Genomic DNA, 16,906 nt, shown 5'->3' with positions numbered 1-16,906 from the left:
GATTCGTCCGCAGCGTCTTGGTGAGTGAACCCACACACTTCCCTGAAAGACCCTGAAAGGACGATCATGCGCCTCTTGCTGGCCTGTACCTGTTTGACTCCCGTATCGCTGCTGCTCCCCCAGGCTGCGGCGCTTGCCGAAACCAGCGTGACCACCGCGCGTACCACGCCGATCGCGACCGCCACGGCCAACAATGGCGCTGCCGACAGCATCAAGATCACCTCGGCTGGATCGATCAAGCCTGCATCGGGAGGCGTTGCGGTGACGGTCAACAGCAACCACAACGTCACCAACGAAGGCACCATCCAGACCACCGATGCCAGCAATTCCGCCGGGATCGTCGCGGTCGCGGGGACCAGCGCGACCATCACCAACTCGGGCACGATCACCATCGACGAGACCTTTGCGCCGACCGACACCGACAATGACGGCGATCTCGACGGACCGTTTGCGCAAGGCCAGAACCGCTTCGGCATCCGCACCCTGGGCGCGCTCACCGGATCGGTGATCAACGCTGGCACCATCACCATCGAGGGCAACTCGAGCGCGGGCATCAGCCTGGAGGGCCCTTTAACCGGATCGCTGACCAGCAGCGGCTCGGTATCGGTGCGCGGCGACAATTCCGCCGGAATCCGCGCCGGTGCGGTCAGCGGCAATGTCGCGCTCACCGGCTCGATCGCGACTGTCGGCGCGAACGCCATCGGTGTTGCGCTGACCGGGCCGATCGGCGGCGCGCTCACCGTGCAGGGCAGCATCACCTCCACCGGCTATCGCAGCGCCACCCCGCCTGCCGATGTCAGCAAGCTCGATGCCGACGATCTGCTGCAGGGCGGCCCGGCGCTGCAGGTGGCAGGGTCGGTCGCAGGCGGCATCCTGCTCGATGTACCGCCGCCCAACACCAAGCCCGATGACAAGGATGAGGACAAGGACGGGATCGAGGACGACAAGGAAGGTACCGCGACGATCACGTCGTTCGGCTCGGCCGCTGCCGTGCAGATCGGCTCGGCGACCGCCGCGGTCGCCATCGGCGCGGTGGGCGGCAGCGCGGCTGCCGGCAACGGCCTGGTGATCAACGGCCGCATCCTGGGCAGCGGCGTCTACAAGGATGTCGCGGGCAACGGTCTGGTGATTGGCGGCCTCGGCCAGGCCACCACCATTACCGGCGGCGTTCTCAACAACGGCACGGTCTCCGCTGCATCGAACGGCGGCAACGCCACCGCGATCCGCATCGGCGCGCTCGCCAGCGTGCCGGGATTGCGCAACACCGGCACGATCGAGGCGGGTGGCGGCTCGGTCGCCGCCAACCAGGTGCGCGCGGTGGTGATCGATGCGGGCGGATCGCTCGCAGGGATCACCAACAGCGGCAGGATCACCGCCAACGCAGCGGGCGAGGGTTCTGCCGTCGCGATCGCCGACCTGTCGGGATCGCTCCGCACGATCGAGAACAGCGGCACGATCAGCGCGGTTGCCGCCAAGCCCGCAGCGGGCCGCGCGATCGCGATCGATCTGGCCGCCAACACCAGCGGTGCCACCATCCGCCAGAGCGCGGCGACGCCCACGGGCAAGCCTTCGATTACCGGCGATATCCGGCTGGGATCGGGCAGTGATCTGCTCGAGGTGTCGGCTGGCACGATCACCGGCGCGATGCAGTTCGGTGCGGGCAGCAACCGGTTGCTGGCGAGCGGCGAAGCGCTGCTCACCGGTGATGCGACCTTCGGCAGCGGCGCCGATACGGTGCAACTGGCAGGCAAGTCGGCGCTGGTCGGCAGGCTGGACCTGGGCGGCGGCGCCGACACGCTCGCGCTCTCTGGCTCCGCGCAGTTCCGCGGCACGCTGGCGGGTGCCGGGCAGGCAGCGGTGACGGTTGCGGGCGGATCGCTTGGCATCACCAGCCCCGGAACCGTGGCGCTCGGCTCGCTCGCGGTCACCGACCAGGGCATGCTCGGCGTGACCATCGACGGCAAGGCTGGCACCGTCACCCGGCTCGACGTCGCAGGCGACGCCAGTTTTGGCGCAGGCTCGCGGCTGGGCGTGACCCTGGTCAATGTCAGCCAGTCGGAAGGGACCTACCAGATCCTGTCCGCAGGCCGGCTGACGGGCAGCGCCAACCTCGTCGCCTCCAGCATCGCGCTGCCGTTCCTGTTCAAGTCCAGCGTGACGGGCAATGATGCCGCGGGCACCGTTGCGGTCGACATCAAGCGCAAGACCGCCACCGAGCTCAGCCTTTCGGCCTCGCAGGCGCGCGCCTATGATGCGGTGTTCAAGGCGCTGGACAGCGATGCGCAGGTGGCAAACAGCTTCCTGTCGATCGCCAATGCCGAGCAGGCGGGCGCCGCGGTGCAGCAGATGCTGCCCGATCACGCCGGGGGAACCTTCGCCACCGTGACCCAGGGCTCGCGCGCGACCGCGCGGTTCCTCACCGATACCGCAGCGCCCTATAGCGACCAGGGCGGCTGGGGCTTCTGGCTGCAGCAGACCGTCTGGGGCAGCGAAAAGGCCAACCGGGGCACCGCCGCATTCGACACCAGCGGCTGGGGTGCAACCGGCGGGGCCGAGATCAAGGCAGGCGATGTCGGCAGGTTTGGCGTCTCGCTCGCCTATCTCAACGGCAAGAACGACGATCAGGACACCGGCAACGAGGTGCGGTCTGACCAGTATGAGCTGGCGGCGCACTGGCGCGGCGACTGGGGCCCGCTGCGCGCCTTTGCCCGCGGTTCGTTCGCGCAGATCGACTTTGAAGGCACGCGCCGCTTCGCCTTTGCGCAAGGCACCAATGTGATCGAACGCAATGCCCGCGGAACCTGGTCGGGCCAGCTCTACAGCGCCTCGGCGGGGCTGGGCTATGAGGCGAAGATCGGCAGGCGCTTTGCGCTGCGGCCTTCGGCCTCGATCGACTATTACCGGCTCGACGAGGACGGCTTTGCCGAGACCGGCGGCGGCGATGCGTTCAACCTGACGGTGGACAAGCGCAGCAGCGACGAGATCGCGGTCAACGGCACGCTGGTTGCGGGCTATGACCTCGGCAGCCTGGCCGCGGATGCGGTGTGGCTGCGTGCCGAGATCGAAGGCGGTCGCCGCCAGATCATCGGCGGCTCGCTCGGCGCGACCACCGCGCGCTTCAAGGGCGGCGCGGCGTTCACATTGCTCCCCGATGCGCGCAACGACGGGTGGATCGGCGGGCTGAGGCTGGTCGGCGGCCAGAGCGGCTTTTCGCTGGCGGGCGAAGTCGGCGCCGAGGAGCAATATGAGAAGATTGCCCTCAACGCCCGGGTCTCGCTTCGCGTGGGCTTCTAAAAGGAGGCGCTAACCGGCGTGCCGCCTGAGAAACGCATCGAACAAGGCCGGCCATTGCCCTGCGGGGGCATTGGCCGGCCCGATGCCGAAGCCATGCCCGCCTTCCTCGAAATAATGCGTTTCGACCGGGCGTCCGGCGGCCAGCATCGCATCCATGAACAGCGCGCTGTTGGGATAGGGCACCGCCGTATCGTCGAGCGCGTGGACAAGGAAGGTGGGCGGTGTGGCCGCATCGACATGAAGCGCCGGTGAGCGAAGCGCAATGCGGTCAGCTCCGGGCGACGGGCCCAGCAGCGTCTCGGCCGACAAGCCATGGGTGTGCGGCGCGCTCGCGGCGATCACCGGATAGATCAGCCCCGCGCACATTGGCCTCGCGTCCAGACTGTCCGCCACGTCGCGGGGAGCATAGACCTGTTCCTCGCTCGCGGTAATCAGCGAGGCGGCGAGGTGCCCCCCGGCAGAGAAGCCCAGCACCGCAACCGTGGCCGGATCGATCGCATAGCTCTGCGCACGCGCGCGGACGATCCGCATCGCCCTTTGCGCATCCTGTAGCGGCACATTCCAGCGCTCGGCCCAGCCTTCGCCGGGGAGGCGGTAGACCAGCACGAAGACGGTATAGCCCAGCGCGGTCAGCACCCGGGCAACATCGGTGCCTTCGTTGCGGATCGAGACGAAATTATAGGCGCCGCCGGGGATGGTCAGCACTGCGCGGCCATTGCTCTTCTCTGGCCGGAAGACACGCATCTCGGCGCGCGCGACGCCGGTGATGAACACCGGATCGAGCGTGGCCGATCGGACCGGCGCGCTGGCGGGGGCACCGGGCGGCGGGCCATCCCACAGAGCGATCGATGGCGCTGTGGTCCATTCGGGCGGCAGCGGGCCGGTGCCCTGCGGGATCTGCAGCGCCTCGCGTGCATCGAGTGCGGGCACGTTCATCAGCAACACTCCACTCGCCAGCAGCATCTGCCTGCGGTTGACCTGCCAGTGCATTGCGTTCTCCCGCGGATCGATGCCGGGGCATCGGGGTGGTTCGTCCTTGCTATCATCGTGGCACGCTTGATCACAAAAGAGAAGATTGCGCAATCGATTGCTCTTGCCTAAGGTCGCTGACAAGCGTTGCCCGCAAGGGCGACGGACCAGGGGCGAGGGTCTTGCAAATATGCCTTTTGACGGGGCAGCGGCGGCTTCCAGGTGACTGCACTGCGGTGCCCGGGCGGCATCCCCTGCGGAATATGGTGTAACGTTTACGCGGGGGCAGGCCCCTGCTGCGGCTGGCAAAGGGAATTTGGAATATGGTAACCGGCGTGGGCACAACAGACGAAGCGGTTGTGCTTGCAACATCTGATGCGCCCACCGTCTGGACCGCGGGCGATCTGGCAACGCTGATGCGCGACCCTGCCAACACCATTCCCGCCTTCGCGCTGGACAGCAGCGCGCGGGTTCCCGGCTTCGATCTGTGGGACATGTGGCCGGTCGAGCATGAAGATGGCCGCCTGCCGCGCTTCGACGGCGCCGCTTTGTGGATGGTGCTGGCAGCTACCGTCGAGCCCGATCCCGATTCCCGCCACATGGTTGCGCGCATCTATCTTGCCAGCGAACGCGACGGCCGCTGGACGCTGCATCAGCCGGTGTTTCCGGAAGGCTTCACCCCCGGCGACCGCGAATGGTCGGGATCGGCGGTGCTCGACGACACAGGCACGCGGCTCACCGTCCACTTCACCGCCGCCGGGCGTCGCAACGGGCCCGGGCCCAGCCTGGAGCAGCGCCTGTTCGAGGCGAGCTGCAGTTTTGCCGCCAGCGATGGCGGGATCATCCTGTCCGACTGGTCGGCACCGCAGGAAACCATGGTCGCCGACGGGATCGACTATCAGGTCGCCAACCAGACCGAAGGCCGCGGCGGCGAAATTCTGGGCTTTCGCGATCCCGGCTTTTTCCGCGATGCTGCCACGGGCGGCGCCTACCTGTTTTTTACCGGATCGTGCGCGCGTTCGTCCTCGCGGTGGACGGGCAATATCGGGGTCGCGCGGCAGGACGACGCCGGCGGCGCGTGGCAGATGCTGCCCCCGGTGCTCAGTGCGGCGGGCGTCAACAACGAGCTCGAACGCCCGCACATGCGCCAGCGTGGCGGGAACTACTATCTGTTCTGGTCGACCCAGGCGAAGGTCTTTGCCGAGAACATTGTGGCGCCCACCGGGCTGTATGGCGCGGTGGCGCCTTCGCCATTGGGTCCGTTCACGCTGCTCAACGGCACCGGGCTGGTGGCAGGCACCCCGCCCGAATGCCCCGCGCAGGAATACAGCTGGTGGGTGCTGGACGACCTGCAGGTGATCGGGTTCGCCGACTTCCCCGGCATCCGCGACATGGGCCTGATTGTCGACGCCGCGCAGCGCCGCGCGCATTTTGCGGGTTATCCCGCGCCGTTCTTTCGCATCGCGCTCGACGGCGCGACGGCGCGCGTGGTCGGCTGACGCCAGCGCAGGGTCTCAGGTCGATCCGCGGATGATCAGCTGCGGTTCGATCTGCTGCGAGACGGTGTCCTCGCCCGCAATCCGCCGGAACAGCGTCTCGGTGAGCAGTTGCGCGCCATGGCGCAGCTGCTGGTCGATGGTGCTGAGCGGCGGCGCCATATGCTCTCCGATCGGCAGGCCGTCATAGCCGATCACCCTGACGTCTTCGGGCACGCGCTGGCCCAGATCGCGCAGCGCGCGGATGACGCTGATCGCGGTGACATCCGATCCCGCGACGATCCCGTCGGGCATGTGCGGCAGCGCCGCGAGCTTTTCGCGGACATCGGCATAAGCAGCGTCGGGCTCGAAATGGGTCGGGATTTCCTCGAGCGGTGCCAGTCCCGCGTCGATAAGCGCGGCGCGTGCGCCATCGGCACGCTCGCCGAATTCGGATCCCTTGATCGGCCCGGCATAGGCAATTCGGGTGCAGCCGCGCTCGACCAGATGCATCGTCGCCATGCGCCCGCCCAGACGGTTGTCCGAGCCGATCGAGCAATGGTGCTGATCGGGCGAATGCCCGCCCCACACCACCATCGGCTGGTAGCGCCGGGATACCGTCTCGATGACATGGAACTGGTCCGATTGCCCCACCACGACGATGCCATCGACCCGCCCGCTGCCGATGAAGCGGTCCATCCAGCGGTCGTTGCGCGGCAGCACGCGCGAGAGCAGCATGTCATAGCCGTTCTCAGCGAAGGCATCGGCCAGAAAGCCGGTCATGGTGTTGAAGAACGGGTCGGAGAGGTGCTGCAGCGCCTCGTGGCCCAGCGGAACCAGCACGCCGATGGTCATGGTGCGCTGGGTGCGCAGGTTGCGCGCGGCGATGTTGGGCTGATAGCCCAATTTCTCGGCAAGCGCGGCAATGCGCTTGCGGGTCTCCTCGCTGACGCGGCCCGATCCGGTCAGCGCGCGCGAGGCGGTCGCCGTGGAAACCCCGGCGAGTTCGGAAAATTCCTTCAGATTCTTGACGCTGACCATCGGATCCTTCGTATCCGCCCGTGCGGTGCGGGCAGAGGCTGCTGACACCCCGCACACTTCCTACACGCGGCTGCGCATCGGGCCAATGGCCGATATACCATTACTTCAGGCTGGCCCGCTCGGCCGCGTCGATTTCCGCGATCATGCGAGGACCGGTGTCGAGCCGCAGCGATGGAAACGCCCCGGCTGTCACCGGCAGCCAGACGGGCAGCGCGCTGGCGCTGGGCACGCCGGTGGCGGCGAAGGCGACCAGCGCCTGCGACATCTGCTTGGCCAGCGCGCGTGCGGCGCTCCCGCCGCCAGTCATCGACGCGCAGGCGGCGGCATTGTCGAACCAGAAGGGGATGTCGAGGCAGTGGAACGACCGCGGCCGCCCCTCCAGGATCGGGGTCGCCCAAGTGAACCAGTACAGATAGGTGGGGGCGGCGTCGGCGGCGATCCGGCGCTTGGCCTGATCGATCACCGCCTGCCGGATCGGCGCGGTGGCGATCCGGCTCCACAGGTCGAAGGGGGCGGCGTCGGGCGTCACGGCGCTAAAGGCGCGCACGACCGCATCGCCGCGTCCGGGCGCGAAGCGTTCGGCGCGCGCGTGCAAGACCTGCTCGGTCATCGCCTCGACCTCCGGCTGGTTGATCCCGGTGACGAACTCGTTGAGCGTGGAGCCGATGATCAGCGGCACCTTGGGATCGGTCAGCGGCACGCCGGGCGCGCCGGGTGTCGGCAGGATGCTGCGGCCATCGACCACGGGCGCGAAGTTCAGCATCTGCGCGATGCGGCGCACATCGATGAAGCCGTCAAACCCGGGGTTGATCTTCGCCGTAACGCGTTCGGCAGCCGCGCGCAGCGTCGGATAGGGCAGGGCCTGCAGCGCCGCGATATCGCCCTTGGCAATCCCCAGCTCTGCCAGCAGCAAGGCCGAAAGCTGTGCGCTGCGATCCGGCGTGTTGAACATCGCGAACGATCCGCTGAGGATCGCCGCACGGTGGAACAGCCCGCGCGCGGCGGGCATCGCCATCAGCGCGGTGACCTTGGCACCGCCGCCCGACTGGCCGAAAATGGTGACGCGGTCGGGATCGCCGCCGAAGCGCGCGATGTTGTCGCGCACCCAGGCGAGCGCCGCGACGATGTCGAGCATGCCGACATTGCCTGAATCTTCAAAGCCCTCGCCCCAGGACGACAGATCGAGAAAGCCCAGCAGGTTGAGCCGGTGGTTGAGCGTGACCACCACGGCATCACCGGTGCGGGCGACGTTCTCGCCGTCAAAGGCGGGGATGTCATGCCCCGATCCCGCGGCAAAACCGCCGCCGTGCAGCCAGACCAGCACCGGGCGACGCGCATCGTAAAGCCCGGGCGTCCAGATGTTGAGGCGCAGGCAGTCCTCGTCCTCGACCGCGTCGTTCCAGCGGAAGATAAAGGCCTCTTCGTCGTTGAGCCGTCCGGTGCCCTTGTCCTGCGGAGCGATCGGGCCGTAATGCAGCGCCGAGCGCACACCGTGCCAGGGGGCTACCGGCCGGGGCGGGCGAAAGCGGTTGGCGCCGCCTGTCGGCGCGGCATAGGGCACGCCCTTGAAGATCGTGATCCGCCCCTTGCGATAGCCGCGCAGCCGCCCGCTCGCGGTTCTGGCGGTGACCTGCGCAGGGTCGGTGCTGATTTCGGGATTGGCGGGGTTGGGGGCAGGCGTCTTGGCATCGGCCAGGCTGGCGGATGCAGGACAGAGCGCAAGGCCGGTGGCCAGCGCAGCCCCCGTCATGATCCCGCGCCGATCGGGATCGGTGGGCGATGCGAGGCTGGCTTCCTCCGGCTTGGGCATGGCATGGGCCTCCAGCGACGCGGCAGGCGGCGTGCCGTCCGTCGCCGGAAGCACGCCGCCCGTAGCCGGTCAGTTGGTATTGACGCGGAAGGTGATGCCGAAGGTGCGCGGGCGGGGCCCGGCCAGCAGCGTCGGGCCGTTGGCAGAAGTCGGTCCGCGCAGATCGGACAGGTTGTCGCCGAACAGCCGCACTTCATAGCGGTCGAAGCGCACGCCCAGGCTGGCCTGATACAGCTCGTACGGATCGATCTCGTCGACCACCGCATCGCCCAGCCGCGATCGGCCGATAAAGGTGGCCGAACTGGTGGCGAAGAGTTCGACATTGCCGATCTTGCGCTCGTAGCTCGCATCCAGGCGGAAGTTGTGCTCGGGCGTGTTGAGCAACCTCAGCCCGTTGGCGATGCGCGGATCGGCACCGGCAAAGGCGGGGCGCACGCGGGTGAACTTGGAATCGTTGATGTTGCCGATGGCGTTGATCGTGAGGCCGGGCAGCGGCGTGCGCCAGGTCGCCTCGATATCGATCCCCTGCGCCTTGCCGTCGCCCAGATTGGCGAACGCCGACAGGCCGATCGAGGTGTTGAATGCGCTCTGGATGTTGGTGTACTTGATGTCGTACAGGCTGACCGCGACGCGCAGTGCGCCATCGAACAGCGATCCCTTGACGCCCACTTCGAGGTTGCGCAACTTGTCCGGCGTAAGCGAGATGTCGCTGGGCACGCCATCGGCGATCACCGCATCGGCCTGTGCCTGCGATTGCAGGATACCGCTGCGGAAGCCCGTTCCGGCGTTGAAGAACATCATCCAGTCGGGCGACGGATTGATCGCGATGTTGGCACGCCAGGTCAGCGCATCGGGCTTGGCCCGGCTGGCCACCGCAACGCCGTTCGAGATCGAATCCGATTCGCGCTCGTCCTTGAAGTAGCGAAGGCCGACCAGCGGCGTGATCAGGCCGTCGAACAGCTCGTAGCTGGCTTCGGTGAACAGCGCCGCGTTTTCGGTCTTGGTGATCGTCCGCCCGCTCAGCGCAAAGGCCGGGAAGGTCAGGTTGAAGGTATAGAGGCTGCGGGCGTTCTGGTAGAAGATCCCGGCAACGCCCTTGAACGGACCGGGGGTCGAGGTCGCCAGCCGCAGTTCGTTGACGAAGTTGCGCGCATCGCCGCCATTTTCGAGAACCCCGATGCCCAGCGGCGCGCCGAGGTTGAGACCGACCTGGAAACCGCCGGGAAGCGACTTCTGGTAGGAGGTCGCGTTGGTCAGCGTGAAATCGCCGATCTCGCGGGTGATGGTGTTCGACGCATACCAGGCGCGGCGACGGTCGAAGCCGACGACATCGCCCTGGAAAGAGGCGAACGGCGGATCGAGCGAGTTGATGACGTTGAGGTACTTCTGGTCGGTGCTGAAATACCAGGCGCGCGTGCGCACCGTGGTCTTGTCATCGGCCTGCCACAGCAGCACCGCCTGGATGTCCTTGGCGGTGGCGTCGTTGGCGTTGCGCTCGCGCGGGACACCGGTGGGGGCACCGGCAAAGATATCGGCAGTGCCCGACCGGCGGTCATAGCCGCCGCTGATCCGCAGGCCCAATTTGCCGGGAACGATGGGCACCGAAAACGCCGCCGCACCGCGATAATTGGGATCGCCTGCCGATCGCGTGCCCGACAGCTCGACCTCGCCGGCATAGGTCACCTGGTCCAGGTCCGGGTTCTTGGTGCGATAGATGATCGTGCCGGCCGACGAACCAAGGCCATACAGCGTGCCCTGGGGGCCGCGCAGCACTTCCACCTGTTCGATATCGAAATATTGCACCGGCGGCGCGGCCTGGTTGTTGGGCACGCCGAACGGGGTGTCGTCGAGATAATAGCCGATCAGGCCATCGCCGATCGGGCCGCCTGCGCCCGAGCCGCGGAACGAGAAGATGCGATAGCCCGCGCCGATTTCCTGCGCCTGCGATGCGCCCGGGATCAGTTGGATGAGATCCGAGCCATCGCGGATGTTGCGTTCCTTGAGCGTACCGCCATCGAACGCCTGGATGGCATAAGGCACCTTGTCGAGCGTGACCGCGCCGGTCTTGCTGGCGGTGACGACGATCTCGCCGCCCGCCGGGGCATCATCGTCCTGCGATGCGCTGTCTTGCGCATGCGCCGGGACGGCAAACAGCGCCGCAGCCGCTGCGGCGCCTGCAAGCCGGGTGCGCACGGCACGGAAACGGAAACTGGCCTTCATGAGATCCTCCCTAGGTTCTGGTTTTTGCGTAATCGATTGTGCAAATAGTGTCAAACTGGCTCTTTATTGTGGCGCCTCAGCCCGATGCGGCGGCGCGGTCGCGGAAAGCCGCGCCCAGCGCGAGTTTCCACGAGGCGATGAAGGTGCGTGATGCGCGGGATCTGGGGGCGATGAAATCAAAGCCATGATAGGCGCCCGGAACCACCAGCAGCTGGGTCGGCACGGCGTGCGCGATCAGCCTTTGCGCATAAGCGATGTTTTCATCGACGAACAGGTCGATCGCGCCGACGCCGATAAAGGTCGGCGGCAGCCCGGACAGATCGCTGGTGCGCGCAGGCACCGCGCCGCTCGGCACGCGATCGCTTCCGGCGGGCACCCCCATCAGGCTGCTCCATCCAACCGCGTTGCCTGCCTCGTTCCAGCCAATGGTGCCGATGAACGGCGGCACGCGGCGGGTGGTGCCGGTGCGGTCGTCGAGCATGGGATAGATCAGCACCTGATAGCACAGCGGGACGCTGCCGCGGTCGCGCGCGGCGATCGCCAGCATCGCGGCCATGCCGCCGCCTGCGCTTTCGCCCATTACCGCGATCGAGTTGGGATTCACGCCCAGTTCGGCGGCATTGGCGTGCAGCCAGACCAATGCGGTGTGGCAATCCTCGAGCGGGCCGGGAAACACGGTTTCGGGCGACAGCCGGTATTCGACCTCAACCACCACGCAGTCGAGCTCTTCGGCCAGCTGCTGCGATGCGACGAACGTGTCCTGCATCCGGCCCAGGATGAAGCCGCCGCCATGGATGTGCAGCACCGCGGGGCGGTTGCCGCCATCGCGCCTGGCGCCGATCACCGCGATGCTGACCTCGGGCTGGCCCTTCGTGCCGGGGATGCGGCGCATCTCGATGGCGGGGGCAGGTGCGGGCAGTGGCGCGGCGGGTGGCGGGACGCCTTGGCGCATCGCCAATATGGCCTTGTGATCGAGCGGATCGGGCAGCGGGCGCGACAGGATGAGCTCGGCGCCCTCGCGCAATTCGGGGTCGACCAGCATCAGCGGATCGATCTTTGCAGGGGCAGTGCCGGCAGGGATCGCAGGTGTCGCGGCGAGCGCCGCAGCACCCTTGGCGTTGAACAGCGCAGGCATGACCGCTGCGCCCAGGGCCGCGATGCCGAACGATCTGCGCGTGATTGTCACCTTCAAAACCCCCTCGCTGAGTCGCCCTTCTTGCGAGGCGCACCCTTTGTGTAATCGTTTTCATACATCTTGCAGCGAAGATTGCAATCGATTACGCACATCCTTGCCGCCAGATAAAAAGGCAAGGGTCCGGGCAGCGTTGCAAGCGGCCTGGAGGCGATCGGGAGAAGCGAAATGATGGTCAAAGCAATCGCGCAGATGCGCCGTACAGTGCGGGGGCTGGCAGTCCTGCTGCTCGCAGCGGCGTCGCTCCCGTCAGCACAGGCGCAGACCGCGCCATCTCCACCCGTGAAGATCGACGATGATGGCACGGTGCACGTCCCGGCGATGGCGGTGCCGGTGTCCTCGATGCTCAGCCCCGAGGCGAAGCAGTATCTCACCGACCATCTCAAGGCGATGCAGGACCCGGTTCAGGTGCAGCAGAACAATGGCGTTCCGGTGTTCATGGAGCCCTATCTCGCCGAGGCCAAGGCGATGTTTGCCTACACCTTGACCGAACGCCGCATCGCCGGAGTGCGCGTGTTCGACTATGCGCCCAAGGCCGGAATCGCGAAGAGGAACGCGCGGCGGGTGCTGATCAACTTGCACGGTGGCGGCTTCATGGGCTGCTTTCCCGCCTGCGCCGAACTGGAGTCGATCCCCGTTGCGACATTGGGCGAAATCCGTGTGGTCTCGGTGGATTACCGTCAGGGGCCCGAACACAAGTTCCCTGCGGCGAGCGAGGATGTCGCACAGGTCTATCGCGAGCTGCTCAAGACCTATCCCGCTGCCAATATCGGCATCTACGGCTGTTCGGCGGGCGGAATGCTCACCGGAATGGCCACCGCATGGTTCCAGAAGCACGGTCTTCCGCGACCCGGCGCGGTCGGCATCCTGTGCGCGGGGCTCACCACCTCGGCCAACGGCTTTGGCGGCGACGCTGATTACATGACCGCAGCGGTGGGCGAGGCGCGGCCCGCCCCGCAATGGCCGCCAAACGGCGATGCCCCCTGGACCGCTTTGCCCTATTTCGCGGGCTCCGATCCCACTGATCCGCTGGTGGCGCCGGGCTCTTCCGACGAAGTGCTGCGCCAATTTCCGCCAACGCTGATCATCACCGGCACCCGCGGGTTCGAGCTATCCTCGGCGGTCAATACCCACAGCCGGATGGTGGCTCTGGGGGTCGATGCCGATCTGCATGTCTGGGAAGGGCTGTTCCACGGCTTTTTCTACAAGCCCGACATGCCCGAATCACGCCAGGCCTATGACGTGATCCTCAAATTCTTCGATCGCAATCTGGGGCAGTAGGCGATCAGGCCTGCGAGCCGAAGGCGGTGTGCAGGCTCGACTTCCAGGCCTGGGTGAACTCGCGCGCGATGCGCGCTTCGGGCACCACGAAATCGAAGGCGTGATAGGCGCCGGGGCTGACGTGCATTTGCGTCGGCACGCCCGATGCGATCAGCCTGCGCCCGAATTCCAGGTCCTCGTCGATGAACAGGTCGAGCGTGCCCACGCCGATGAAGCTGGGCGGAAAGCCCGCAAGATCGATGAGCCGCGCAGGCACGCTGCCTGCCGGCACGCTGTCCGATCCTGCCGGAACACCCAGAAAGCTCGACCAGCCAAAACGGTTGGCCTCGGCCGACCAGCCGATCGTTCCGATATGCGGCGGGACCATGCGGGCGCTGCCGGTGCGGTCGTCGAGCATCGGATAGAGCATGACCAGCAGGCACGGTTGAACGGTGCGCGAATCGCGCGCCATCTGCGCCACCATCGCGGCCAGCCCGCCGCCTGCGCTCTCGCCCATGATGGCGATGCGCCGCGGGTCGATTCCCAGTTCGCCAGCGTTGGCGACCATCCATTCGAACGCGGCGAAATTGTCGAGCACCGGGCCGGGAAACGGGGTTTCGGGTGCCAACCGATAATCGACATTGACCACCACCGCGTCGAATTCCGCCGCCAGTGTCTGGCTGAACGAAGTCATGTTGCGCGCGCGGCCCGAGATCATGCCGCCGCCATGGATGTGCAGGATCGCCGGGCGCGGGGTGGAGTCAGGGCGCGCTCCGATCAGCTCGACCGCCACGGCAGGCGCGCCCGGCGGGCCGGGGACCTGCCGTACCGTCACGGAGGGCGCAGGCGCGCTCAATAGCGGCGGCGGCACCCAGGATGCGCGCACCGCGGGTAGCGTCTCGCGGCTGATCGGCGGGAAGGTCTGCGCCAGCATCGCGCGCGCAGCTTCGCGCAGTTCGCCGTCGACCAGCGCCAGCGGGTCGGGCGCGGGGCTCGCCGCCGTGGCAGCGTGGATCAGCCAGCCCGGCACAACGCCGGTCAGCAGTGACAGCGCACCTGCACCAAGTGCGAGCCGGGTCAGATGCCTGCGACTGATATCCATCTGCCTGTTCCTTGCCGATCGGTCCCTGGAGAGCATTTCCTAGGTTCAATTCGGACCGACGCCAAGCAAAGGATGGGGGCAGGCGCGGCTTCGCCAATCGGCCCAATCGGTCCTTTCTATCTCTCTGATGGGCTTTCCTTGTTTGGGAGATCGCGCCGCAGGGATTATTCTGGTCGCCATCAGATCCAGAAGGAGAGCAGCCATGGACATGAAGACAAGCGGAATGGGCGGCAACTGCCCGTTTTCGAACAAGGATGGCGGCGTCAGATCGCTGCTGGGGCGGACCAACCGCGACTGGTGGCCCGACTCGCTGCAGCTCGATATCCTGACGCAGAACGGCACCTCGCCCGACCCGATGGGGCCGGATTTCGATTATGCGCAGGCCTTCGCCAAGCTCGATTATGCCGCGCTCAAGGCTGATCTCAAGGCGCTGATGACCGACTCGCAGCCCTGGTGGCCCGCGGATTACGGCCATTACGGCCCGTTCTTCATCCGTATGGCCTGGCACTCGGCGGGCACCTATCGCACCGCCGATGGCCGCGGCGGATCGAGCAGCGGCCAGCAGCGCTTCGCCCCGCTCAACAGCTGGCCCGACAACGGCAATCTCGACAAGGCGCGGCGCCTGTTGTGGCCGATCAAGCAGAAGTACGGCAAGCACATCAGCTGGGCCGATCTGTTCATCCTCACCGGCAATGTCGCGATCGAGTCGATGGGCGGCCCGGTGTTCGGCTTTGGCGGCGGCCGCAAGGACGTGTTCGAGCCCGAGCGCGATGTCTATTGGGGCACCGAGGAAGCCTGGGTCGATACCGGCGCGGAAACCCGCATCAATCCCGAAAAGGGCTGGGAGCTGGAAAACCCGCTCGCCGCGATCCAGATGGGGCTGATCTATGTCAACCCCGAAGGCCCGGGCGGCAACCCTGATCCGTTGCAATCGGCGCGCGACATGCGGCTGACCTTCGAGCGCATGGCGATGAACGACGAGGAAACCGTCGCACTGACCGCAGGCGGCCACGCTTTCGGCAAGGCGCACGGTGCGGTGCCGGCCGATCAGCTGAGCGGCGCGCCCGAATCCGAGGCGATGGAGCTGATGGGCTTTGGCTGGGCGACCGATGCCGAGCAGATCAACACCGGCCACATCACCACATCGGGGATTGAAGGGGCATGGACGCCCAACCCGACGGCCTGGGGCGGCGACTATTTCCGGCTGCTGTTCAAGTACGACTTCGAGCTGGTGCGCAGCCCGGCGGGCGCGCAGCAATGGCAGCCGATCAACCCCGACCCCGAGGACATGGCCCCCGACGCACGCGATCCTTCCAAGCGCGTGCCGACGATGATGACCACCGCCGACATGGCGCTGAAGATGGATCCGGAATATCGCAAGATCTCCGAACGCTTCCGCGACGATCAGGCGGCGCTCGACGATGCCTTTGCCCGCGCGTGGTTCAAGCTGACCCATCGCGACATGGGGCCCAAGGTCCGCTATCTCGGCCCCGAGGTTCCGGCAGAAGACCTGATCTGGCAGGATCCGGTGCCCGCCGGCACCGTGCCTTCGCAGGCGACGGTCGATGGCTTCAAGGCAGCGATCCTGGCGAGCGGCCACAGCATCAGCGAGCTGGTCAAGGCGGCCTGGGCATCGGCATCGACCTATCGCCGGTCGGACCATCGCGGCGGCGCCAACGGCGCGCGGGTAAGGCTCGCGCCGCAGAAGGATTGGGCGGTCAACGATCCTGAAGAGCTGGCAGCGGTGCTGGCGACGATCGATCGTCTGCGCGGGGCGCTGTCGATGGCCGACGCGATCGTGCTGGCTGGCACCGCAGCGGTCGAAAAGGCGGCACGCGATGCCGGGTTCGATGTCAGCGTGCCGTTCACCGGTGGCAGGGGCGATGCCAGCGCCGAACAGACCGATGCCGAGAGCTTCGAGCCGCTCGAGCCGCGGGCGGATGCGTTCCGCAACTATCTGGCAACCAAGCAGAGCGTGAAGACCGAAGAGCTGATGCTCGACCGCGCGCATCTGCTCGGCCTCTCGATCCCGCAGATGGCGGTGCTGGTGGCGGGTCTGCGCGTGCTGGGCGCCAATGCGGGCAACTCTGCGCATGGCGTGCTCACCGATCGGCCGGGGCAGCTGACCAACGACTTCTTCGTCAACCTGCTCGATATGGGCACGGCATGGAAGGTGGTGGACACCAGCAGCGACGAGGAGTTCGTCGGCACCGACCGCGCCACCGGAGAGCAGCGCTGGACCGCCACCCGCACCGATTTGGTGTTCGGTTCCAACTCGCAGCTGCGTTCGGTGTCCGAGGTCTATGCCGAGCGCGGCAACGAGGCGAAGTTCGTCGATGACTTCATCGCCGCCTGGACCAAGGTGATGAACGCCGACCGGTTCGACGTGCAGTAAGCGCGCGGCCGACGCGCCAAAACGCAAGGCCCCGGCGGTGCAACCGTCCGGGGCCTTGCCGTTTCCGATCGCCAGGTTGCGCTGACGTTTCGGGGTAAAGCGTTGTGTCGAAAGGGAACCCATCGGCACCTGGGGCTTAAGTTACGGG

10 protein-coding genes are annotated in these 16,906 nt (G+C 66.8%); 4 read left to right on the top strand and 6 right to left on the bottom strand.

Annotation, left to right across the window (positions count from 1 at the left end; translation table 11 throughout):
• Positions 1–66 precede the first annotated feature (66 nt).
• On the top strand, positions 67–3,294 hold the full coding sequence (locus B5J99_RS03705) for an autotransporter outer membrane beta-barrel domain-containing protein (protein WP_117351506.1): 3,228 nt from the start codon (positions 67–69) through the stop codon (positions 3,292–3,294).
• A gap of 9 nt (positions 3,295–3,303) precedes the next feature.
• Here the strand turns inward: B5J99_RS03705 and B5J99_RS03700 are convergent, their stop codons facing one another.
• Positions 3,304–4,284: an alpha/beta hydrolase gene (locus tag B5J99_RS03700; protein ID WP_117351505.1), complete on the bottom strand. Its 981-nt coding sequence runs from the start codon at positions 4,282–4,284 to the stop codon at positions 3,304–3,306.
• Between the two features lie 338 nt (positions 4,285–4,622).
• Here B5J99_RS03700 and B5J99_RS03695 point away from each other — a divergent pair, with 338 nt between their 5' ends.
• Complete coding sequence (locus B5J99_RS03695) at positions 4,623–5,762, top strand: glycoside hydrolase family 68 protein (RefSeq protein WP_162892440.1); 1,140 nt, start codon at positions 4,623–4,625, stop codon at positions 5,760–5,762.
• A 15-nt stretch (positions 5,763–5,777) separates the two neighbouring features.
• Here B5J99_RS03695 and B5J99_RS03690 read toward each other — a convergent pair whose 3' ends face one another.
• The 4 genes from B5J99_RS03690 to B5J99_RS03675 form a co-directional block, all read right to left on the bottom strand.
• Positions 5,778–6,779, bottom strand: coding sequence for a LacI family DNA-binding transcriptional regulator (locus B5J99_RS03690; protein WP_054135614.1), 1,002 nt, complete (start codon positions 6,777–6,779; stop codon positions 5,778–5,780).
• A gap of 100 nt (positions 6,780–6,879) precedes the next feature.
• Positions 6,880–8,589 (bottom strand): carboxylesterase/lipase family protein, encoded by a 1,710-nt coding sequence (locus B5J99_RS03685; protein WP_211337873.1) that lies wholly within the window; start codon positions 8,587–8,589, stop codon positions 6,880–6,882.
• 69 nt (positions 8,590–8,658) lie between these two features.
• Positions 8,659–10,809 (bottom strand): TonB-dependent receptor, encoded by a 2,151-nt coding sequence (locus B5J99_RS03680; protein ID WP_117351503.1) that lies wholly within the window; start codon positions 10,807–10,809, stop codon positions 8,659–8,661.
• Between the two features lie 76 nt (positions 10,810–10,885).
• Positions 10,886–11,995, bottom strand: a complete 1,110-nt coding sequence (locus B5J99_RS03675; protein WP_245991732.1) for an alpha/beta hydrolase — start codon at positions 11,993–11,995, stop codon at positions 10,886–10,888.
• 174 nt (positions 11,996–12,169) lie between these two features.
• Between B5J99_RS03675 and B5J99_RS03670 the strand changes: the two genes are divergently transcribed.
• Entirely contained in the window at positions 12,170–13,282 is a 1,113-nt protein-coding gene (locus tag B5J99_RS03670) for an alpha/beta hydrolase fold domain-containing protein (RefSeq protein WP_231684013.1), read from the top strand.
• A gap of 4 nt (positions 13,283–13,286) precedes the next feature.
• Here the strand turns inward: B5J99_RS03670 and B5J99_RS03665 are convergent, their stop codons facing one another.
• Complete coding sequence (locus B5J99_RS03665; RefSeq protein WP_117351502.1) at positions 13,287–14,363, bottom strand: alpha/beta hydrolase; 1,077 nt, start codon at positions 14,361–14,363, stop codon at positions 13,287–13,289.
• A 202-nt stretch (positions 14,364–14,565) separates the two neighbouring features.
• On the opposite strand from B5J99_RS03665, the gene katG reads away from it, so the two are divergent.
• Positions 14,566–16,758, top strand: a complete 2,193-nt coding sequence (katG, locus tag B5J99_RS03660) for a catalase/peroxidase HPI (protein ID WP_117351501.1) — start codon at positions 14,566–14,568, stop codon at positions 16,756–16,758.
• The last annotated feature ends 148 nt before the right edge of the window (positions 16,759–16,906 follow it).

This window comes from Blastomonas fulva, from assembly GCF_003431825.1.
Lineage (GTDB): Bacteria > Pseudomonadota > Alphaproteobacteria > Sphingomonadales > Sphingomonadaceae > Blastomonas > Blastomonas fulva.
The sequence above is the reverse complement of the archived record's forward strand: the minus strand, read 5'-3'. Positions and strand labels throughout refer to the sequence as shown.